This is a genomic window from Burkholderia glumae LMG 2196 = ATCC 33617 (assembly GCF_000960995.1).
Lineage (GTDB): Bacteria > Pseudomonadota > Gammaproteobacteria > Burkholderiales > Burkholderiaceae > Burkholderia > Burkholderia glumae.
Genome location: NZ_CP009435.1, coordinates 514,830 through 529,543, shown reverse-complemented (window position 1 = coordinate 529,543; position 14,714 = coordinate 514,830). Strand labels below are relative to the sequence as shown.

General features: G+C 72.1%; 10 protein-coding genes. 4 read left to right on the top strand and 6 right to left on the bottom strand.

From position 1 onward, the window contains the following. Positions 1–576, top strand: coding sequence for a suppressor of fused domain protein (locus tag KS03_RS14935; RefSeq protein WP_015876948.1), 576 nt, complete (start codon positions 1–3; stop codon positions 574–576). Between the two features lie 22 nt (positions 577–598). On the opposite strand, the gene dgoD is transcribed toward KS03_RS14935, so the two are convergent. Further along, positions 599–1,747, bottom strand: coding sequence for a galactonate dehydratase (gene dgoD / locus KS03_RS14930; RefSeq protein ID WP_015876947.1), 1,149 nt, complete (start codon positions 1,745–1,747; stop codon positions 599–601). A gap of 133 nt (positions 1,748–1,880) precedes the next feature. Here dgoD and KS03_RS14925 point away from each other — a divergent pair, with 133 nt between their 5' ends. After that, a complete protein-coding gene (locus KS03_RS14925) occupies positions 1,881–2,561 on the top strand; it encodes a FadR/GntR family transcriptional regulator (protein ID WP_015876946.1) in 681 nt (226 codons plus the stop codon). A gap of 40 nt (positions 2,562–2,601) precedes the next feature. Here the strand turns inward: KS03_RS14925 and KS03_RS14920 are convergent, their stop codons facing one another. From KS03_RS14920 to KS03_RS14910, 3 genes are read right to left on the bottom strand one after another with little or no spacing between them, the layout of a single operon-like run. Beyond that, positions 2,602–4,152 (bottom strand): efflux transporter outer membrane subunit, encoded by a 1,551-nt coding sequence (locus KS03_RS14920; protein WP_015876945.1) that lies wholly within the window; start codon positions 4,150–4,152, stop codon positions 2,602–2,604. 4 nt (positions 4,153–4,156) lie between these two features. Then, positions 4,157–5,761 carry an MDR family MFS transporter gene (locus KS03_RS14915; RefSeq protein WP_015876944.1) on the bottom strand — a complete coding sequence of 535 codons (1,605 nt, stop codon included), beginning with the start codon at positions 5,759–5,761 and terminating at the stop codon, positions 4,157–4,159. After that, entirely contained in the window at positions 5,754–6,896 is a 1,143-nt protein-coding gene (locus KS03_RS14910; protein WP_015876943.1) for an HlyD family secretion protein, read from the bottom strand. Before KS03_RS14910 ends, KS03_RS14915 begins: the two co-directional genes overlap by 8 nt. Positions 6,897–6,988: 92 nt before the next feature. Between KS03_RS14910 and KS03_RS14905 the strand changes: the two genes are divergently transcribed. Together KS03_RS14905 and KS03_RS14900 are read left to right on the top strand one after the other, a co-directional pair. After that, positions 6,989–7,906 (top strand): CerR family C-terminal domain-containing protein, encoded by a 918-nt coding sequence (locus tag KS03_RS14905; protein ID WP_015876942.1) that lies wholly within the window; start codon positions 6,989–6,991, stop codon positions 7,904–7,906. Between the two features lie 205 nt (positions 7,907–8,111). Next, positions 8,112–9,803, top strand: a complete 1,692-nt coding sequence (locus KS03_RS14900) for a purple acid phosphatase family protein (protein ID WP_015876941.1) — start codon at positions 8,112–8,114, stop codon at positions 9,801–9,803. Between the two features lie 107 nt (positions 9,804–9,910). Here the strand turns inward: KS03_RS14900 and KS03_RS14895 are convergent, their stop codons facing one another. Continuing rightward, complete coding sequence (locus KS03_RS14895) at positions 9,911–13,048, bottom strand: transglycosylase domain-containing protein (protein WP_015876940.1); 3,138 nt, start codon at positions 13,046–13,048, stop codon at positions 9,911–9,913. A 476-nt stretch (positions 13,049–13,524) separates the two neighbouring features. Further along, positions 13,525–14,493: a hypothetical protein gene (locus tag KS03_RS14890; RefSeq protein ID WP_015876939.1), complete on the bottom strand. Its 969-nt coding sequence runs from the start codon at positions 14,491–14,493 to the stop codon at positions 13,525–13,527. Positions 14,494–14,714: the final 221 nt, after the last annotated feature.

Below are 14,714 nucleotides of genomic sequence, written 5' to 3'. Positions count from 1 at the left end.
ATGGTTGCGCAGGGCAATGAAGCAGCAAGGCAGGCGGTCGCGCGCCATGTCATGACGGTGTTCGACGGCATGCCGAAAGCGCAGCCGTTCTCGCGCGACGCGCGCGAGCTGGCGGTGCTGTCGGTGGCCGATGCGCCGGACGAGGACGTGGTGTCGTACAGCACCGCCGGCCTGTGCGAGTTCGCGCTCGACACGGGCGGGTTCGACACGCGCATCGAGCTGTGCGGCGCGATGCCGGACGACGTGGCGCACTGGCCCGACATCCTCGCGGCCGCCGCGTTCGAGCTGGCCGCGGCGGCCTCGCCAGTGCGGCCCGGCGTGGTGGTGCGCGAGGTGGTGGCGCGTTGCTATCCCAAGACCACGGTGCCGCATCTCTATCTGTCGATTCCGTTCATCTGGAACGACGGCGAGTTTCCCGAGTGCCGGCTGGACGGCATGCGCATCAACTGGCTGCAGTGCTTCCCGGTCTCGGACGAGGAGGCACGGCTCGCGAGCGAGCTCGGCGCCGACCGCTTCGAAAGCCGGCTCGACGAGGCCGGCATCGACACCTACGACCTGCGCCGCAAGTCGCTCTGAAGCCGAACGGCGCCGGCGTCGATCACCACTCGGCGACGCTGCCGTCCGCGTGACGCCACACCGGGTTGCGCCAGCGATGGCCGACCTTCGCCATCTCGCGCACCTTTTCCTCGTTGACGTCGATGCCGAGCCCCGGACCCTGCGGGATCGTCACGAAGCCGTCCTCGTAGCGGAACACTTCCGGATTGCGGATGTAGTCGAGCAGATCGTTGCCCTGGTTGTAGTGGATGCCGAGGCTCTGCTCCTGGATGAACGCGTTGTAGCTGACCGCGTCGAGCTGCAGGCACGCGGCCAGCGCGATCGGCCCGAGCGGGCAGTGCAGCGCGAGCGCGACGTCGTAGGCCTCGGCCAGCGAGGCGATCTTGCGGCACTCGGTGATGCCGCCGGCGTGCGAGGCGTCGGGCTGGATGATGTCGACGTAGCCGCCCGCCAGGACGTGCTTGAAGTCCCAGCGCGAGTAGAGCCGCTCGCCGAGCGCGATCGGCGTGTCGGTCTGGTTGACGATGTCGCGCAGCGCCTCGGCGTTCTCCGAGAGCACCGGCTCCTCGATGAACATCAGCCGGTACGGGTCGAGTTCCTTGGCGAGCACCTTGGCCATCGGCTTGTGGACGCGGCCGTGGAAATCGACGCCGATCCCCACGTGCGGGCCCACCGCCTCGCGCACCGCGGCCACGTTCGCGATCACCTTCTCGACCTTGTCGTAGGTGTCGACGATTTGCAGTTCCTCGGAGCCGTTCATCTTGACGGCCTTGAAGCCGCGCTCGACCACCGCGCGCGCGTTGTTGGCGACGTCGCTCGGGCGGTCGCCGCCGATCCACGAATAGACCTTGATGCGATCGCGCACCTGGCCGCCGAGCAGCGCGTGGACGGGCGCGCCGTGGAACTTGCCCTTGATGTCCCAGAGCGCCTGGTCGACGCCCGCGATCGCGCTCATCGTGACCGGGCCGCCGCGATAGAACCCGGCGCGGTACATCACCTGCCAGTGGTCCTCGATCAGCAGCGGGTCGCGCCCCACCAGGTAGTCGGCCAGCTCCTGCACGGCGGCCTCCACCGTGTGCGCGCGCCCCTCGACGATCGGCTCGCCCCAGCCGACGATGCCCTCGTCGGTCTCGATCTTGAGGAACAGCCAGCGTGGCGGGACGACGAAGGTTTCGAGGCGGGTGATCTTCATGGCGGTGTCTCCGTGAGGGGGACGCGTCAGGCGGCGTCGATGATGGCATCCTACACGAAAGCGCTAAAAAGTAGTATTAATAGCACTTTTGCGCAGATAGTGGTCAGCGGCATGCCGCGTGACGAGGAGAACCGTGATTCAACGAGACCTGCATGGACAAACCGCGTTCCGGCTCGCAACCGCGATCCTGCGCGGCGACTACGCGCCCGCGGCGACGCTGCCGCGCGAGGCCGAGCTGATGCGGGCGTTCGGCGTGAGCCGCACGGTGCTGCGCGAGGCGCTGCGCACGCTGACCTCGAAGGGGCTGATCGAGTCGCGGCCGAAGGTCGGCACGCGGGTGCGCCCGCGCCACGCCTGGAACCTGCTCGATGCGGAGCTGCTCGACTGGTATTCGCAGGTGGCGCCGCCGCTCGCCTTCGCGATGCAGCTGCAGGAGATGCGCGAGATGGTGGAGCCCTACGCGGCGGGGCTCGCCGCGCGTGCGTGGGCACCCGACACCCTGGCCGAGATGGAGGCCGCGCACGAGGCGATGTGCGAGGCCAGGCAGGTGGACGAATGGGTGCGCGCCGACCTGCGCTTTCACCTGAGCGTGCTGGCCGCGGGCGGCAATGAACTGCTGATTCCGCTCGGCGCGCTGATCGAGCGCACGCTCGAGGCGCAGCTGCGCGTCAACGCGCGGCGCGCCGACGTGTTCAACGCGTCGCTGGCCGAGCACACGCGCGTGTGCGAGGCGATCCGCGCGCGCGATGCCGAGGCGGCGCGCCGCGCGATGGCGGCGCTGCTCGGCACCACGCGCGCGCGCATCGAGCGCTGAGGCCGCCGTCGGCGCCGCGGTCGCGCCGCAGCCGCCGGCCTCAGCCGGCCGGCTTCGCGCCGGCCGCCGCGTCGGCCGGCACCTGCGGCGCGGTCGCGTCGGTCTGCCAGCCGAGGCCGAGGCTCTTTTGCAGCGAGATGTAGTCGTCGAGCAGCTCGGCCTGTCCGGCGATCACGTTCTGCCGTGCCGAGAGCGCCGCGCGCTGGGTGTCGAGCAGGTCGATCAGCGACGACACGCCGGCCCGGTAGCGCTGGTTCATCAGCGCGGCCGAGCGCGTGGCCGAGGTCTCGATCTTGGCCAGCGCGACGACGTGGTCGCGCTGGTGCCCGTAACGCGACAGGGCGGTGTTGGCGTCCTGCAGCGCGGCCAGCACGGCCTTCGTGTAGTTCGCCTCGGCCTCGTCGCGCGCGGCTTCGGCCGCGCGCACGGCACCGCGCGTGCGGCCGAAGTCGAACAGGTTCCACTGCAGGTAGGGCGCGCCGATCCACGAGTAGTTCTGCTTGCGCAACAGGTGGCCCGGGTCGGACGCGCTGAAGCCGAGGTCGCCGAACAGCGTGACCTTCGGAAAGTAGTCGGCCACGCGCTCGCCGATCTGCGCGTTGCTGGAGGCGAGCCGGCGCTCGGCCGCACGGATGTCGGGACGCTGCTTGAGGAGCGCGCCGGCGTCGCCGATCGCCACCGTCGCGGGCAGCGTCGGCAGCGCGGCGCCGGGTGCCGAGAGCTGCGCATCGAGCGTGCCCGGCGCGCGTCCCGTGAGGATCGCGAGGCGGTCGAGCGACTCGGTCACCTGCGCGTCGAGCGGGATCAGCGTGGCGCGCGTGTTTTCCACCTGGGTGGTGAGCCGCTCGATGTCGGCATCGTCCACCACGCCGCGATCGCGCCGCTGCAACGTCAGCTCGAGCATGCGCTGCTGCAGTTCGGCGGTGCGCCGCGACAGCGCGAGGCGCTGCTGCTGGTCGCGCAGGCCGACGTAGGCGTTCGCGACTTCGGCCGCGAGCGAGACCTGGGTGTCGGCGAGATCGGCGTCGACGGCCTCGGCCTGCGCGGAGGCGGCCTCGATCGCGCGCCGCGTGCCGCCGAACAGGTCGATTTCCCAGCTCGCGTCGAAGCTGGCCGTGTAGAGCTGGATCGGGCCGGTGCCGGGCCGCGACGCAGCGTTGCCCGAGCCGCTGGCGCCGCTCGAGCCGGTCAGCGCCGCGAACGCGTTCGCGTCGGGCTCGCGCGTGCGCAGCGCGGCTGCGTCGGCGCCGAGCTTCGGCAGCGCGTCGGCGCGCTGCCGGCTCAGTTGCGCGCGCGCCTCGCGCAGGCGCGCCTGCGCCGCGTGCAGGTCCGGGTTATGGGCCAGCGCGGCGGCGATCAGCGCGTCCAGCTGCGGGTCGCCGAGCGCGTGCCACCAGGCGCTCGGCGCCGGCGCGGCGGCCAGCACGCCGGCCTGCGGCGCGCGCACGAAGCCGGCGTCGGCGGGCGCGGGCGGCGCGCCGTGATAGTCCGGGCCGACCGTGCAGCCGGCGAGCAGGCCGGCGAGCGCGAGCAGCGTGAGGGGCGCGGCGGCGCGGCGGCGGGCGGGCGGGGAAAACGTCATGATCTGCATCGATTCAATGGCCGGACGAGGCGGGCGGCGGCGAACCGCGGCGCGGCGTTCTGAGCAGCAGCGCGAGCGGGACGCAGGCGATCAGCGCGAGTCCGAGCAGGTAGAAGGTTTCGGAGTAGGTCATCACGGTGGCCTGCACCTGGATCTGCTGCGCGATCTGGCCGAGCGCGCGCAGCTTCGAGTAGGCCATGTCGCCGGTGCGCGCGAACCAGCTCGCCGCATAGCTGGCGATGCGCTCCTGCCCGACCGGCGAGTTGGCGCTGAGCGACTCGCGCAGCGCGGCGGTATGGAACGTGGTGCGCCGGTCGATGATGGTGCCGATGATGGCCAGCCCGATCGAGCCGCCGAGATTGCGCGCCATGTTGTAGAGCCCGGCCGCGTCGCCCGATTCCTCGCGCGAGACGGCGGCCATCGAGGCCTGGTTCAGCGGCATCATCGCGAGCATCTGGGCCACGCCGCGGATCAGCTGCGACCAGACGAAGTCGTGGCCGACGCTCTGCGCGGTCAGCGAGATGTCGAGCATGCAGCTCAGGAAGAACAGCAGCAGCCCGGTGATCACGAGGATCCGGAAATCGACCTTGCCGAGCAGCCTCGGCAGGATCGGCATCATCAGGAACGCGGGCAGGCCCGACAGCAGCATGATCTCGCCCGCCTGCTCGGCGTTGTAGCCGGACACGATCGCGAGGAACTGCGGCAGCAGGTACGACACGCCGTACAGGCCGGCACCGACCGCCGCGACGATCAGGATCACGCTCGCGTAGCGCGGGTTGCGCATCAGCGAGAGCCGCAGGATCGGCCGCCTGGCCGTGAGCTGCGAGATCGCGATCAGCAGCATGCCGGCGAACGAGACCCAGCTCAGCGTGACGATCATCTGCGACTCGAACCAGCGCTCGCGCTGGCCTTCCTCGAGCACCACCGTCAGCGACGACAGCCCGATCGCGAGGCCCGCGATGCCGACCCAGTCGGCGTCGAAGAACTGCCGCCACTGCGGCTTGTCGGAGCTGAGGCCCACCACCAGCAGCGTGATCAGCAGCAGGCACACCGGCAGGTTGATGAAGAAGCACCAGCTCCAGCTGACGTTCTCGGCCAGCCAGCCGCCCAGCACCGGCCCGAACAGCGGCCCGAGCAGCACGATCAGGCCGAACAGCGTCATGCCCACCGGCAGCTGCGAGGGCGGCAGCCGGGTGCGGATGATGGTCTGCGCGGTCGGGATCATCGCGCCGCCCGTGAAGCCCTGGCCGATCCGGCCGACCACCATCAGCGCGAGCGTGTTCGACCAGCCGCAGATCATCGAGAACGCGATGAACAGCACCGACGAGGCGAGCAGGAAGTTCTTCAGCCCGAACACGCGCGTGAGCCATGCGGCGAGCGGGATCATCACGATTTCCGACATCAGGTAGCCGGTGGAGATCCAGGTGCCCTCGGTGCCGGTCGCGCCGATCTCGCCCTGGATCTGCGGCAGCGCCGAGTTGGTGATCGAGATGTCGAGCGTGGCCATCAGCGCGCCGAGCGAGCCGGCTGCCACCGCGATCCAGTCGGAGGCGGTGGCGCGCTCGGCGGCCGGGGCGGGGGCGGCCGGTGCGCCGGCCGGCGTGGCGGACTCAGCCATGCTGGTTCCCGTCGTCGCGCGTATCGACGTCGACGGTCACCGACAGGCCCGGCAGCAGCACGCGGCGCGCCTGGTCGTCGGTGTCGACGTGGATCCGCACCGGCACGCGCTGCACGATCTTCGTGAAGTTGCCGGTGGCGTTCTCGGGCGGCAGCAGCGCGAACTGCGCGCCGGTGCCGGGCGCGAAGCTCTCGACCCGGCCGTGCAGTTCGCGGCCCGGCAGCGCGTCCACGTGCAGCGTGACGGGCTGGCCCGGGCGCATCCGGCCGAGCTGGGTTTCCTTGAAGTTCGCCACCAGATAGAGGCTCTGCACCGGCACCACGGTCAGCAGCCGCGTGCCGGGCTGCACGTACTGGCCCACGCGCACGGTGCGGTCGCCGACCCGGCCGTCCAGCGTGCTGCGCACCACGGTGTTGTCGAGGTCGAGCTGCGACTGCGCGGCGCTCGCCTGCGCGGCCTCGAGCTGCGCCCGCGCCTGCTGCAGCTGCGCGGTGCTGGCGGCGATCTGGGTGCGGGCCGCGGCGATCGACGCCGTGTTGGCGGCCAGCGTGGCCTGCGCCTGGTCGCGCGTGTTCCTGAGATCGGCGATGCGCTCGCGGGTCTCGGCGCCGGTCGCGGCGAGCGGCGCGTAGCGCGCGTACTCGTCGCTCGCGTGATGCAGGTTGATGCTCGACACGCGCGCCTGCGCCTGGGCCTGCTCGAGGTTGGCGCGCTGCTGGGCGATGTCGGCCTCGGCGCGCGCGATGTCGGCGCGGCGCGCGTCCACGGTGGCTCGCGCCTGCTGCAGCGCGACCTGATACTGGCGCACGTCGAGCCTCACGAGCGGCGCGCCGGCCTTCACCGGCTGGTTGTCGCCCACGTAGACGTCGGTCACGTAGCCCGACACCTTCGGCGCGGCGGTCATGCTGTCGGCCTGCAGGTAGGCGTCGTCGGTGCTTTCGATGAAGCGGCCCACGGTCCACCAGTGAAGCAGCCAGATCGCGCCGCCGAGCAGCGCGAGCACGGCCAGCGCGATCAGGATCCGGCGCCGGTTCGGCTTGCGTGCGGGGGTGTCGGGGGAAGGCTTGCCCGCAGACGGCGTGGCGGCAGGTTCCTGACGATTGCCTTGCGGTGCATCCTGAGGGGTCGACGACATTCGGGTATCCAAATTATTCCAAGCGGAAGAATTATTCCAGTTGGTAAATTTGTGTCAAGTAGAATGTGGTCTGTTTGAATTGCGAGGGGTCTATGACGGAAGCGAAGAAGCTGCGTCGCGCGTCGTCGAGCGGCTATGCGCGGGGCGACGAAACACGCCAGCGCATCATCGAGGCCGCCATCGAGCTGTTCGGCGAGCGCGGGTTCGCCGGCGCCTCGACGCGCGAGATCGCCGCGCGCGCGGGGGTCAACGCGCCGGCGCTGCAGTATTACTTCGAGAACAAGGAAGGGGTGTTCCGCGCCTGCGCCGACGCGATCGCCGACAGCGCCTGCGGGGCGTTCGGCCCGCCGCTCGACCACGCGCGCGCGATGCTGGCCGCGCAGGCCGGCGTGGAGACGCTGATCGACGCGTTCCTCGGCATCATGCATGCGCTCCTGGAGCGGATGTTCACGGCGCCCAAGACGGCTCACCAGCGCATGTTCTTCGCGCGCGAGCAGGCCGGGCTCGAACCGGACGTGGCCACCGAGATCCTGATGGAGCGCATCCGGCGTCCGCTCAACGACGTCTGCGCGGAGCTGGTCGGCCGCATCTCGGGCCTCGATCCCGACAGCCCCGTCACGCGGATTCGCGCGTTCAGCCTGCTCGGCCAGCTCACGGTGTTCCACATCGCCCAGCGCTCGGCGCTGACGCTGCTCGGCTGGGAGTCGTTCGACGGCGGGCGCGGCGCGCTGCTGCGCGCCACCATCGACGGCCAGACGCGCACGCTGCTGCGCCAATGGCACGCCGAGCACGGCGTGCTGCCGGCCGCGCTCGCCGAGGCGGCGACGGCCATCGGCAGGCCGTCGTCCGGGTCCGCCCCGCCGTCTTCACCGGCGCCGCGCCGCGCCGCCGCGCGCCGTGCCCCGGCCGCGCGCGGCACCAGGCACGAGCCGCCGGCCGACGGCGAGCCGAAGCCGGCCGCGCCGCGGCGGCGCGCGCCGCGCCCGGACAACAAGACGCGCGCGCGCTGAGCGTGCCGCCGGCGGCCGGACCGAGCCCGGTTCACGGCCCGGCGCCGCGTGCATGACATCCGCGCGTCACGATTGCCGGTCTATCGTCGGGGTTCCGGGCGACGGCGAGGGCCGTCGCCTCCCTCGTGCAGCGCCCGGCCGTGCCGCCCTCGGGCCGCCCCGGCCGGGCCGCGCGATCGATACGAGACAAGATCGGAGCCCACCGATGTCGAAACAGACGCCCCCCGAAGCACCGTCCGCCGGCCCGCATGCGTCGCAGCACGCAGCGGTCTCGCGCCGCGGTTTCCTGAAGCTGGCCGGCGTGTCCGGCCTCGCCACCGCGAGCGGCCTGGGCGCCGTGCGCGCGGCCGCGGCCGCGCCGGACGGCACGCCCGAGCAGATCCACCTGACCTGGGGCGACGATCCCTCGTCCGAGGTGACGATCTCCTGGGCCTCGCTCGCGCCCGCCGCGAACCCGCGCGTGCGCGTGTCGGGCGACGCCGGCCGGCCATTCACGGTGCATGCCGTGCAGCGCAGCTACACCGACGGCCTGAACGGCGCGGTGGTGTTTGCCTATCACGCGCGCCTGCTCGGGCTGCGGGCCGACTCGCGCTACGCCTACGAAGTCACCGCCGACAACGACGCCAACGCCGCGCGGCCGTTCGCTGCCAGCTTTCGCACCGCGCCGCGCGGGCGTGCGCCGTTTCGCTGGACCAGCTACGGCGACCTGGCCACGCCGAACACGGGCTGGGTGCTGTCGTCGCCGCAGAGCCGCTTCGCGGTGCAGGCGGTGGAGCGCTTCCAGCCGCTGTTCCACCTGCTCAACGGCGACCTCTGCTACGCGAACCTGAATCCCGCGCACCAGCCCGACGTCTGGCGCGACTTCGGCAACAACAACCAGAGCTCGGCCGCCAACCGTCCGTGGATGCCGTGCCCCGGCAATCACGAGATCGAGTTCCACAACGGCCCGCAGGGGCTCGATTCCTACCTCGCGCGCTACGCGCTGCCCGGCAACGGCACGCGTTTCCCGGGGCGCTGGTACACCTTCCGCGTGGGCGCGGTGCGGTTCATCTCGCTCGACGCCGACGACGTGGTCTACCAGGACGGCGCGGCCTTCGTGGCCGGCCCCGCGCCGCTGGTGCCGGCCGCCAGCACCGGCCACGAGCCGGTGGCGCCGGGCACCTCGTTCTACGTGCGCGGCTACAGCCAGGGCGAGCAGACCCGCTGGCTCGAACGGACGCTGCGGCATGCCTCGCAAGACGGTTCGATCGACTGGATCGTGGTGCAGATGCACCAGGACGCGCTCAGCTCGTCGAAGTCGGGCAACGGCTCCGACAAGGGCATCCGCGAGGCGTGGCTGCCGCTCTTCGATCGCTACGGCGTCGATCTCGTGCTGTGCGGCCACGACCACGACTACGAGCGCAGCTTCCCGGTGCGCGGCTGCCATCACCACGCGGGCGTGGACGCGGCCACCGGCTCGGTGGTCGACACGCTGCAGCCGAAGCCGGTGGTCACCGCCGATCCCGAGGACCGCACCTTCGACACGCGTCACGGCACGATCCACCTGATCCTCGGCGGCGGCGGGACCAGCGCGCCGACCGACAAGTATGGCGACGATCCCGCCACCGGGCAGCCGCAGGCGATGGTCTTCACCAAGCCGAACCGGCCGGTGCCGGGCGCCACCGCCGGCACCTTCGTGCGGCCCGGCGCCGATGCGCGCGAGGACGCGGTCTGGTCGGCGCGGCGTGATGCCGGCAGCGGTTACGGGATCGCCGTGTTCGACTACGAGCCGGGCGAGGTGGGCGGCAATACCACCATCACGGTCAGCTACTACCACGCGGCCGGCGCCGACTCGACGCCGAACCCGGACTACTCGCTGTTCGAGACCATCGTGCTGAGCAAGCCGCATCGCTGCTGAGCGCGGCGCGGGCAACCAGGCGCGCGCCATCGAGCACGCGGGGCGCCGCTGACGAGCCGGCGCCCCGCCTGTCGTTGCGGCCCGCCGTGGCCGGCACCGCGCGTCGGTCAGCCGTGCGAAACCGTCTCGGCGGGCGTCGCGGTGGTGCCGCGCGCCGCCGCGTCGGCGCCGGCCGGGCTGCCGGCGGTGCCGTGCGCCGCCTTCAGCGCCGCGTCCGGCCCCTCGACGAGCGGCTGCAGCGCCGGAGCCAGCGATTTCAGCAACTGCACGGCCAGCGCGCTCGTGTATTCGTAGCGCGCGGCGTAGGGCTCGTGCGCGTTGGCCGTCAGCACGCCGAAGAAGCGCTCGCCGATGCCGAACACGAAGGTCGCGCTGCGGTTCACCTTGCGTGATTCGATCAGGCGCGCGCCGGGCGCGTAGACGTTGAAGCGCTGGTCGCCGGTGCCGGTCTTGCCGAACACCTCGAGCGTCCTGCCGTCGGGGAACGTCATGCCCTGCGCGAGCCGCTTGCCGGTGCCGTGCTGCACCACGTCGCGCAGCATCGGCTGCACGGCCGCCGCGATCTCGGGCGAGAGCAGCGGCTTCGGCGCGGTGTCGGCATGCACGAAGCGCGTCTCGAAGGGCGTGTCCTTCGCGAACGCGAGCTGCGTGATGCTCTCGGTGGGCATCTGCGCGCCGCCGTTGGCGACGAGGCCGATCAGCTTCGCGAGCGCGTCGGGCTGGTCGCCCGAGGCGCCGATCGCGGCGGCGTAGGACGGCGTGAGCGCCGCGAACGGATAGCCGAGCGCCTGCCACGACCGGCCGATCTCCTGGTAGGCCCGCAGCTCGACCATGCGGCGGATCCGGCGGTCCTGGGTGGCGTGGTACCGGGTCTTGTAGAGCCACGCGTAGGAGGCGGCGCGCACCTCGCGGCTCGCGCCCTGCACGGCGTCGAGCGTCGCGTCCGGATGCGCGCGCAGGTAGGCGAGCGTCCAGAGCGCGAGCGGATGCACGCTGGCGATGTAGCCGCGGTCGTTGAGGCTGAAGCGGTCGGCGCCGTACTTCGCGTAGAGCGCGGCCAGCTCGTCGTCGGCGAGGCCGGCGGCCGGCGTGCCCTTCAGCGCCGTCTTCATTTGCGTGTCGAACCACGGGCGCGGTGCGTCCGGCGCCACGCTGCGCAGCACGGTGGCCAGCTTCGGCGGCGTCTTGCGTACCGTCCTGAGCATCAGCGCGAGCGCGTCGTCGGGCGGCTTGCCCGCGTACTGCACGTAGAAGCGCTTCACGTAGACGCGGCTTTCCTGGTCGACGAACTGCGCGAGGTAGCGCGCGCGCAGGTCCGGATCGTCGAGCCATTGCGCCGACAGGCCCGCGGCCTGCACCATCTCGTAGCGCACGATGTCGCGCATCAGCCGCACGAACACGAGGTTGACCGAGTCGCGGAACGCGAGCCGGATCGTCAGGATCTGGCCGTCCTCGCTCTTCTCGAAGTTGGTGAAGGTCTGTGCTCCGCCGCCGGTGTAGAACGTCTCGCCGGGCGAGGCCGAGTACTTGCGTTCGAGCGCGGCATCGAGCATCGGCGCAAGCGAGCGGTCGCGCGCGCCGATCAGGTAGTCGAGCGACCAGCGCGTGAGCGGGTCCTGCGGGTCGGGCTGCACGCGCCTGAGCTCTTCGGTGGAGCGCGGCGCGTACTGGTCGTGCAGCCGCGAGACGATCTGCAGGTAGGTCAGCACGGTGCGCAGCTTCGCGGTCGAGCCGAGGTTCAGGCGCGCGCCGCGGTTGACGTCGAACGGCTGGTCCACGCTGTCGGTCTGCACGCGCAGCAGGTTCGCGCCGCCCTGCCGTTCGTAGAGCGTGAAGCTGTACGAGATCTTCGAGGGATCGTCGCCGGGCCGCAGCATCTGCTGGCCGATCAGGCCGGCCTGCCTGGCGCCGTCGCGCGTGGTCACGGCCGCGAGCTGGTCGGCCACGGCCTGCTGCACGGCGTTGTCGAGCGTGACGGTGGCGTCGAGGTCGAGCCGGTCGAGCTGGTAGGTGCTCGACAGGCCGAGCGCGCCGAGCAGCCGCGAGCGCGTGGAGGTGATCGCCTTGCGCGTCACGTAGGACGCCTGGGCCGGCAGCGCGGGCGGCGCGTGCCGTTCGATGCGAGCGGCCAGCGCCGCGTCGCGCAGCGCCGGCGTGATCGCGCCTTCGTTGGCGAGCAGCCGCAGATAGCTGTCGGTCAGCTTCTGCAGGTCGGCATAGCCGCGATTGAGGAAGAACGACGGCGCGCGCTGCGCGATCAGCAGCGACAGCACCTCGCGATAGGTGCCGGCCTGCTCGGCGCGGTTCGCCTCGCTGGGCGGCGCGGCGAGGATGCGGTTCACCTCGCCGAAATCGCGTCCGTACCAGGCCGCCAGGCCGTCGCCGATGCCCGTCACCTCGCCCACGTGCGCGCGCGCCGCGAGCGGCACCGAGTTCAGGTAGCGCACCACGATCTGGCGGCGTGCCGGCAGCGTCTGCGGGCCGTCGAGATAGGCGCGCACCGAGGCCGACGCGATCTGGCGCAGCTTCTCGGGCGGCGTGGCGGTGCGCCCGTCGGGCGAATGGCGGAACTTCTCGATCTGGGTGGCCAGCGTGCTGCCGCCCGGCGTTTGCTGGTGGGGGTTCACGTAGCGCAGCGCCTGGTCGGACAGCGCGCGGCCGAAGCGGCGCCAGTCGATCGCCGGGTTGCGATTCGGCGCGTCGGGATCGAGCAGGTAGCGGTCCTCGATGAACAGCAGCGAGCGCACCACCAGCGGCGGTATCGCATCGAAGTCCGGATAGACGCGGTGCGGGAACGTGGCGTCGTAGATCGGCTCGCCGCGCGCGTCGCGCACCGTGAGGCCGGCCTGGTCCTTTTCCGCGTAAGGCACGAAGAGGCCCTGGTCGGCCAGCGAGAGCAGCCGCTCCGAGCCGCGCGCCTGCGCCGCGATCGTGTAGCCGCGCGCGACGAGGCGAGGTTCGAACTCGGGCAGCTGGGAATAACCGAGGCGCAGGTCGTAGGGGCCGCCCGCCGGGTAGCGGATGCTGTCGCTGGGACCGGGGCCCATCGTGTAGCCGACGTCGCCGGCGAGGCTGGAGAGGTAGCGCGCCTGCCACCGGGAGGTCGCGAATTCGATCTGACAAAGCCGCGCCACCACCACCAGTGCGATCAGCACGGCCGCGACCAGCAACCATTTGACGCGCTTCCAGACCGGCATGGCGGTGCGGGCGGCGCGCAGCGGGATTCGGATAACCGGCCGATTCATGGCATCTCCCCGACGGCGCAAATCGTCCGACCCCCGCGCCGCAACGCGACCAGTGTAGTCCTGAATTCGAGATACGGTGGGACAGAAAATCGTGGACTGTGACGCGGATGCAACCGCCGCCGGAACGGAGAATTGGGGGCGCATTTAGGGGACGGCGCGGCCGTCGGCCGGGGCGGGCGAAGCGGGGTGCCGCGCTCCCTTCGGATGCGTCCGCGAGGCGCCGCGGGCGGGCCTCGGAGCGGGCCTCGGAGCGGGCCTCGGAGCGGGCCTCGGAGAGAGCAACGGGCGCTGCGCACGGCTGCGACAGGCGGGCCACGCCGGGGGCGATTCGGCCGGGCGATTCGGTCGGGCGGCGCGCCCCCGGAGGGGCCGGCAGCCACGCGCGGTGGCTGCGAGCGGCTGCCGCGCCAAGGCGGGCTGCTTGCGGGCTCGCGTGGCGCGCGCGAGCGTGCGACGGCGTGCCGGCGGCCCGCCGCTCAGCAGTCGGAGAACGTCGAGCAGACGATCCGCACGTCGAACAGCTGCGCGATCGTGGTCAGCGCGTAGAGCAGCGCGAACGAGTGGCGGTCGGCATAGGGCAGCGAGGGCTGGAACGCGCTGCCGTGCCATTGCCAGTCGGCCTCGGCCTCGGTGTCGCGGCGCGGCCGGTCGAACACCGCCTCGATCTCGTAGCCGCCTGCGCCCTTGGCCGGGATGCCGACGTTCAGCGCGAGCCCGGCGAGCCGGTCGAGCGGGAAGCGGAAGCTGTCGCGGCCGAGCCGAAAGCCGGCCCAGCGCGCGTCCCGGCTGCGGAACGCGACGAACAGCGTGTCGTCGGCGCGCTTGAGGGCCTCGAAGTGCTCGGGCAGATCGTCGAGCGGCGCGATGCCGGGCTGCTGTTCGGCCGGATTGTCGTCGATGTCGACGTGCTTGAGGCAGGCCGCGCGCAGGCCCGCGTAGAGCTGGCGATGAACGGCGCCGGGCGAGGTCGCGCGCAGGTCCACGTCGAGCACGATGCGCTGGTAGCTCGCGTAGTCGCCGAGGAAGGCCGGCAGCGGCTGGCCCTGGTCGGCGCCGAGGAATGCGGAGCGGCTGCCGAGCGGGCTTGGCAGCAGGTCGATCGGGCGCGGCCGGTCGTCGGGGCGGCGCGCCCGGATCTCGGCCAGGCGTGCCGCGGGCGAGCGCGCCGGGGCCGGAGTGGATGCGTGCGCATCGATCCCGGGCGCGGCGGAGGGCTCGGCGGCCAGCGGATCGGGAGCGGCGAGCCGCTCGGCGTCTTCCGCGGCGGCGGCGCGGCGCGCGGCGGCCTTCGCGTCGCGGCGCCGGGCCAGCACGCCCGCCACCGACAGCAGCAGGAGTTCGGCGACGGTGGCCACCGCGCCGGCGGCGAGGCCGGCCAGCACGCCGTCCCGGAAGCCGGCGATCAGGCCGGCCAGAAGCGGTATCAGCAACAGGAGCGCGAGCATCGGCGTTCGATCGTGGGGGTGGGGCGGTGCAAGGCCGGCATCCCGCTTCGCCGCCCGGCGAGGCAGGCGCGGGCGCCGCGGTACGGCACGATGATAAGCGCGCGGGCGCTCGCCGAACAAGCGGGAATCGGCGCGCCGCGTGCCATGCGCGGCCCGGCTGGCGGGCCGGCCCGCGGCTCCCGTCGCCGACGGGTCGCCGCGCGTGCCGGCGCGAGCCCCCG

What these genes read in the sequence shown, in the direction of transcription:
- dgoD (WP_015876947.1), bottom strand. Translation starts at nt 1,747, where the DNA reads ATGAAGATCACCCGCCTCGAAACCTTCGTCGTCCCGCCACGCTGGCTG.
- KS03_RS14895 (WP_015876940.1), bottom strand. Translation starts at nt 13,048, where the DNA reads ATGAATCGGCCGGTTATCCGAATCCCGCTGCGCGCCGCCCGCACCGCC.
- KS03_RS14910 (WP_015876943.1), bottom strand. Translation starts at nt 6,896, where the DNA reads ATGTCGTCGACCCCTCAGGATGCACCGCAAGGCAATCGTCAGGAACCT.
- KS03_RS14915 (WP_015876944.1), bottom strand. Translation starts at nt 5,761, where the DNA reads ATGGCTGAGTCCGCCACGCCGGCCGGCGCACCGGCCGCCCCCGCCCCG.
- KS03_RS14935 (WP_015876948.1), top strand. Translation starts at nt 1, where the DNA reads ATGGTTGCGCAGGGCAATGAAGCAGCAAGGCAGGCGGTCGCGCGCCAT.
- KS03_RS14920 (WP_015876945.1), bottom strand. Translation starts at nt 4,152, where the DNA reads ATGCAGATCATGACGTTTTCCCCGCCCGCCCGCCGCCGCGCCGCCGCG.
- KS03_RS14905 (WP_015876942.1), top strand. Translation starts at nt 6,989, where the DNA reads ATGACGGAAGCGAAGAAGCTGCGTCGCGCGTCGTCGAGCGGCTATGCG.
- KS03_RS14900 (WP_015876941.1), top strand. Translation starts at nt 8,112, where the DNA reads ATGTCGAAACAGACGCCCCCCGAAGCACCGTCCGCCGGCCCGCATGCG.
- KS03_RS14890 (WP_015876939.1), bottom strand. Translation starts at nt 14,493, where the DNA reads ATGCTCGCGCTCCTGTTGCTGATACCGCTTCTGGCCGGCCTGATCGCC.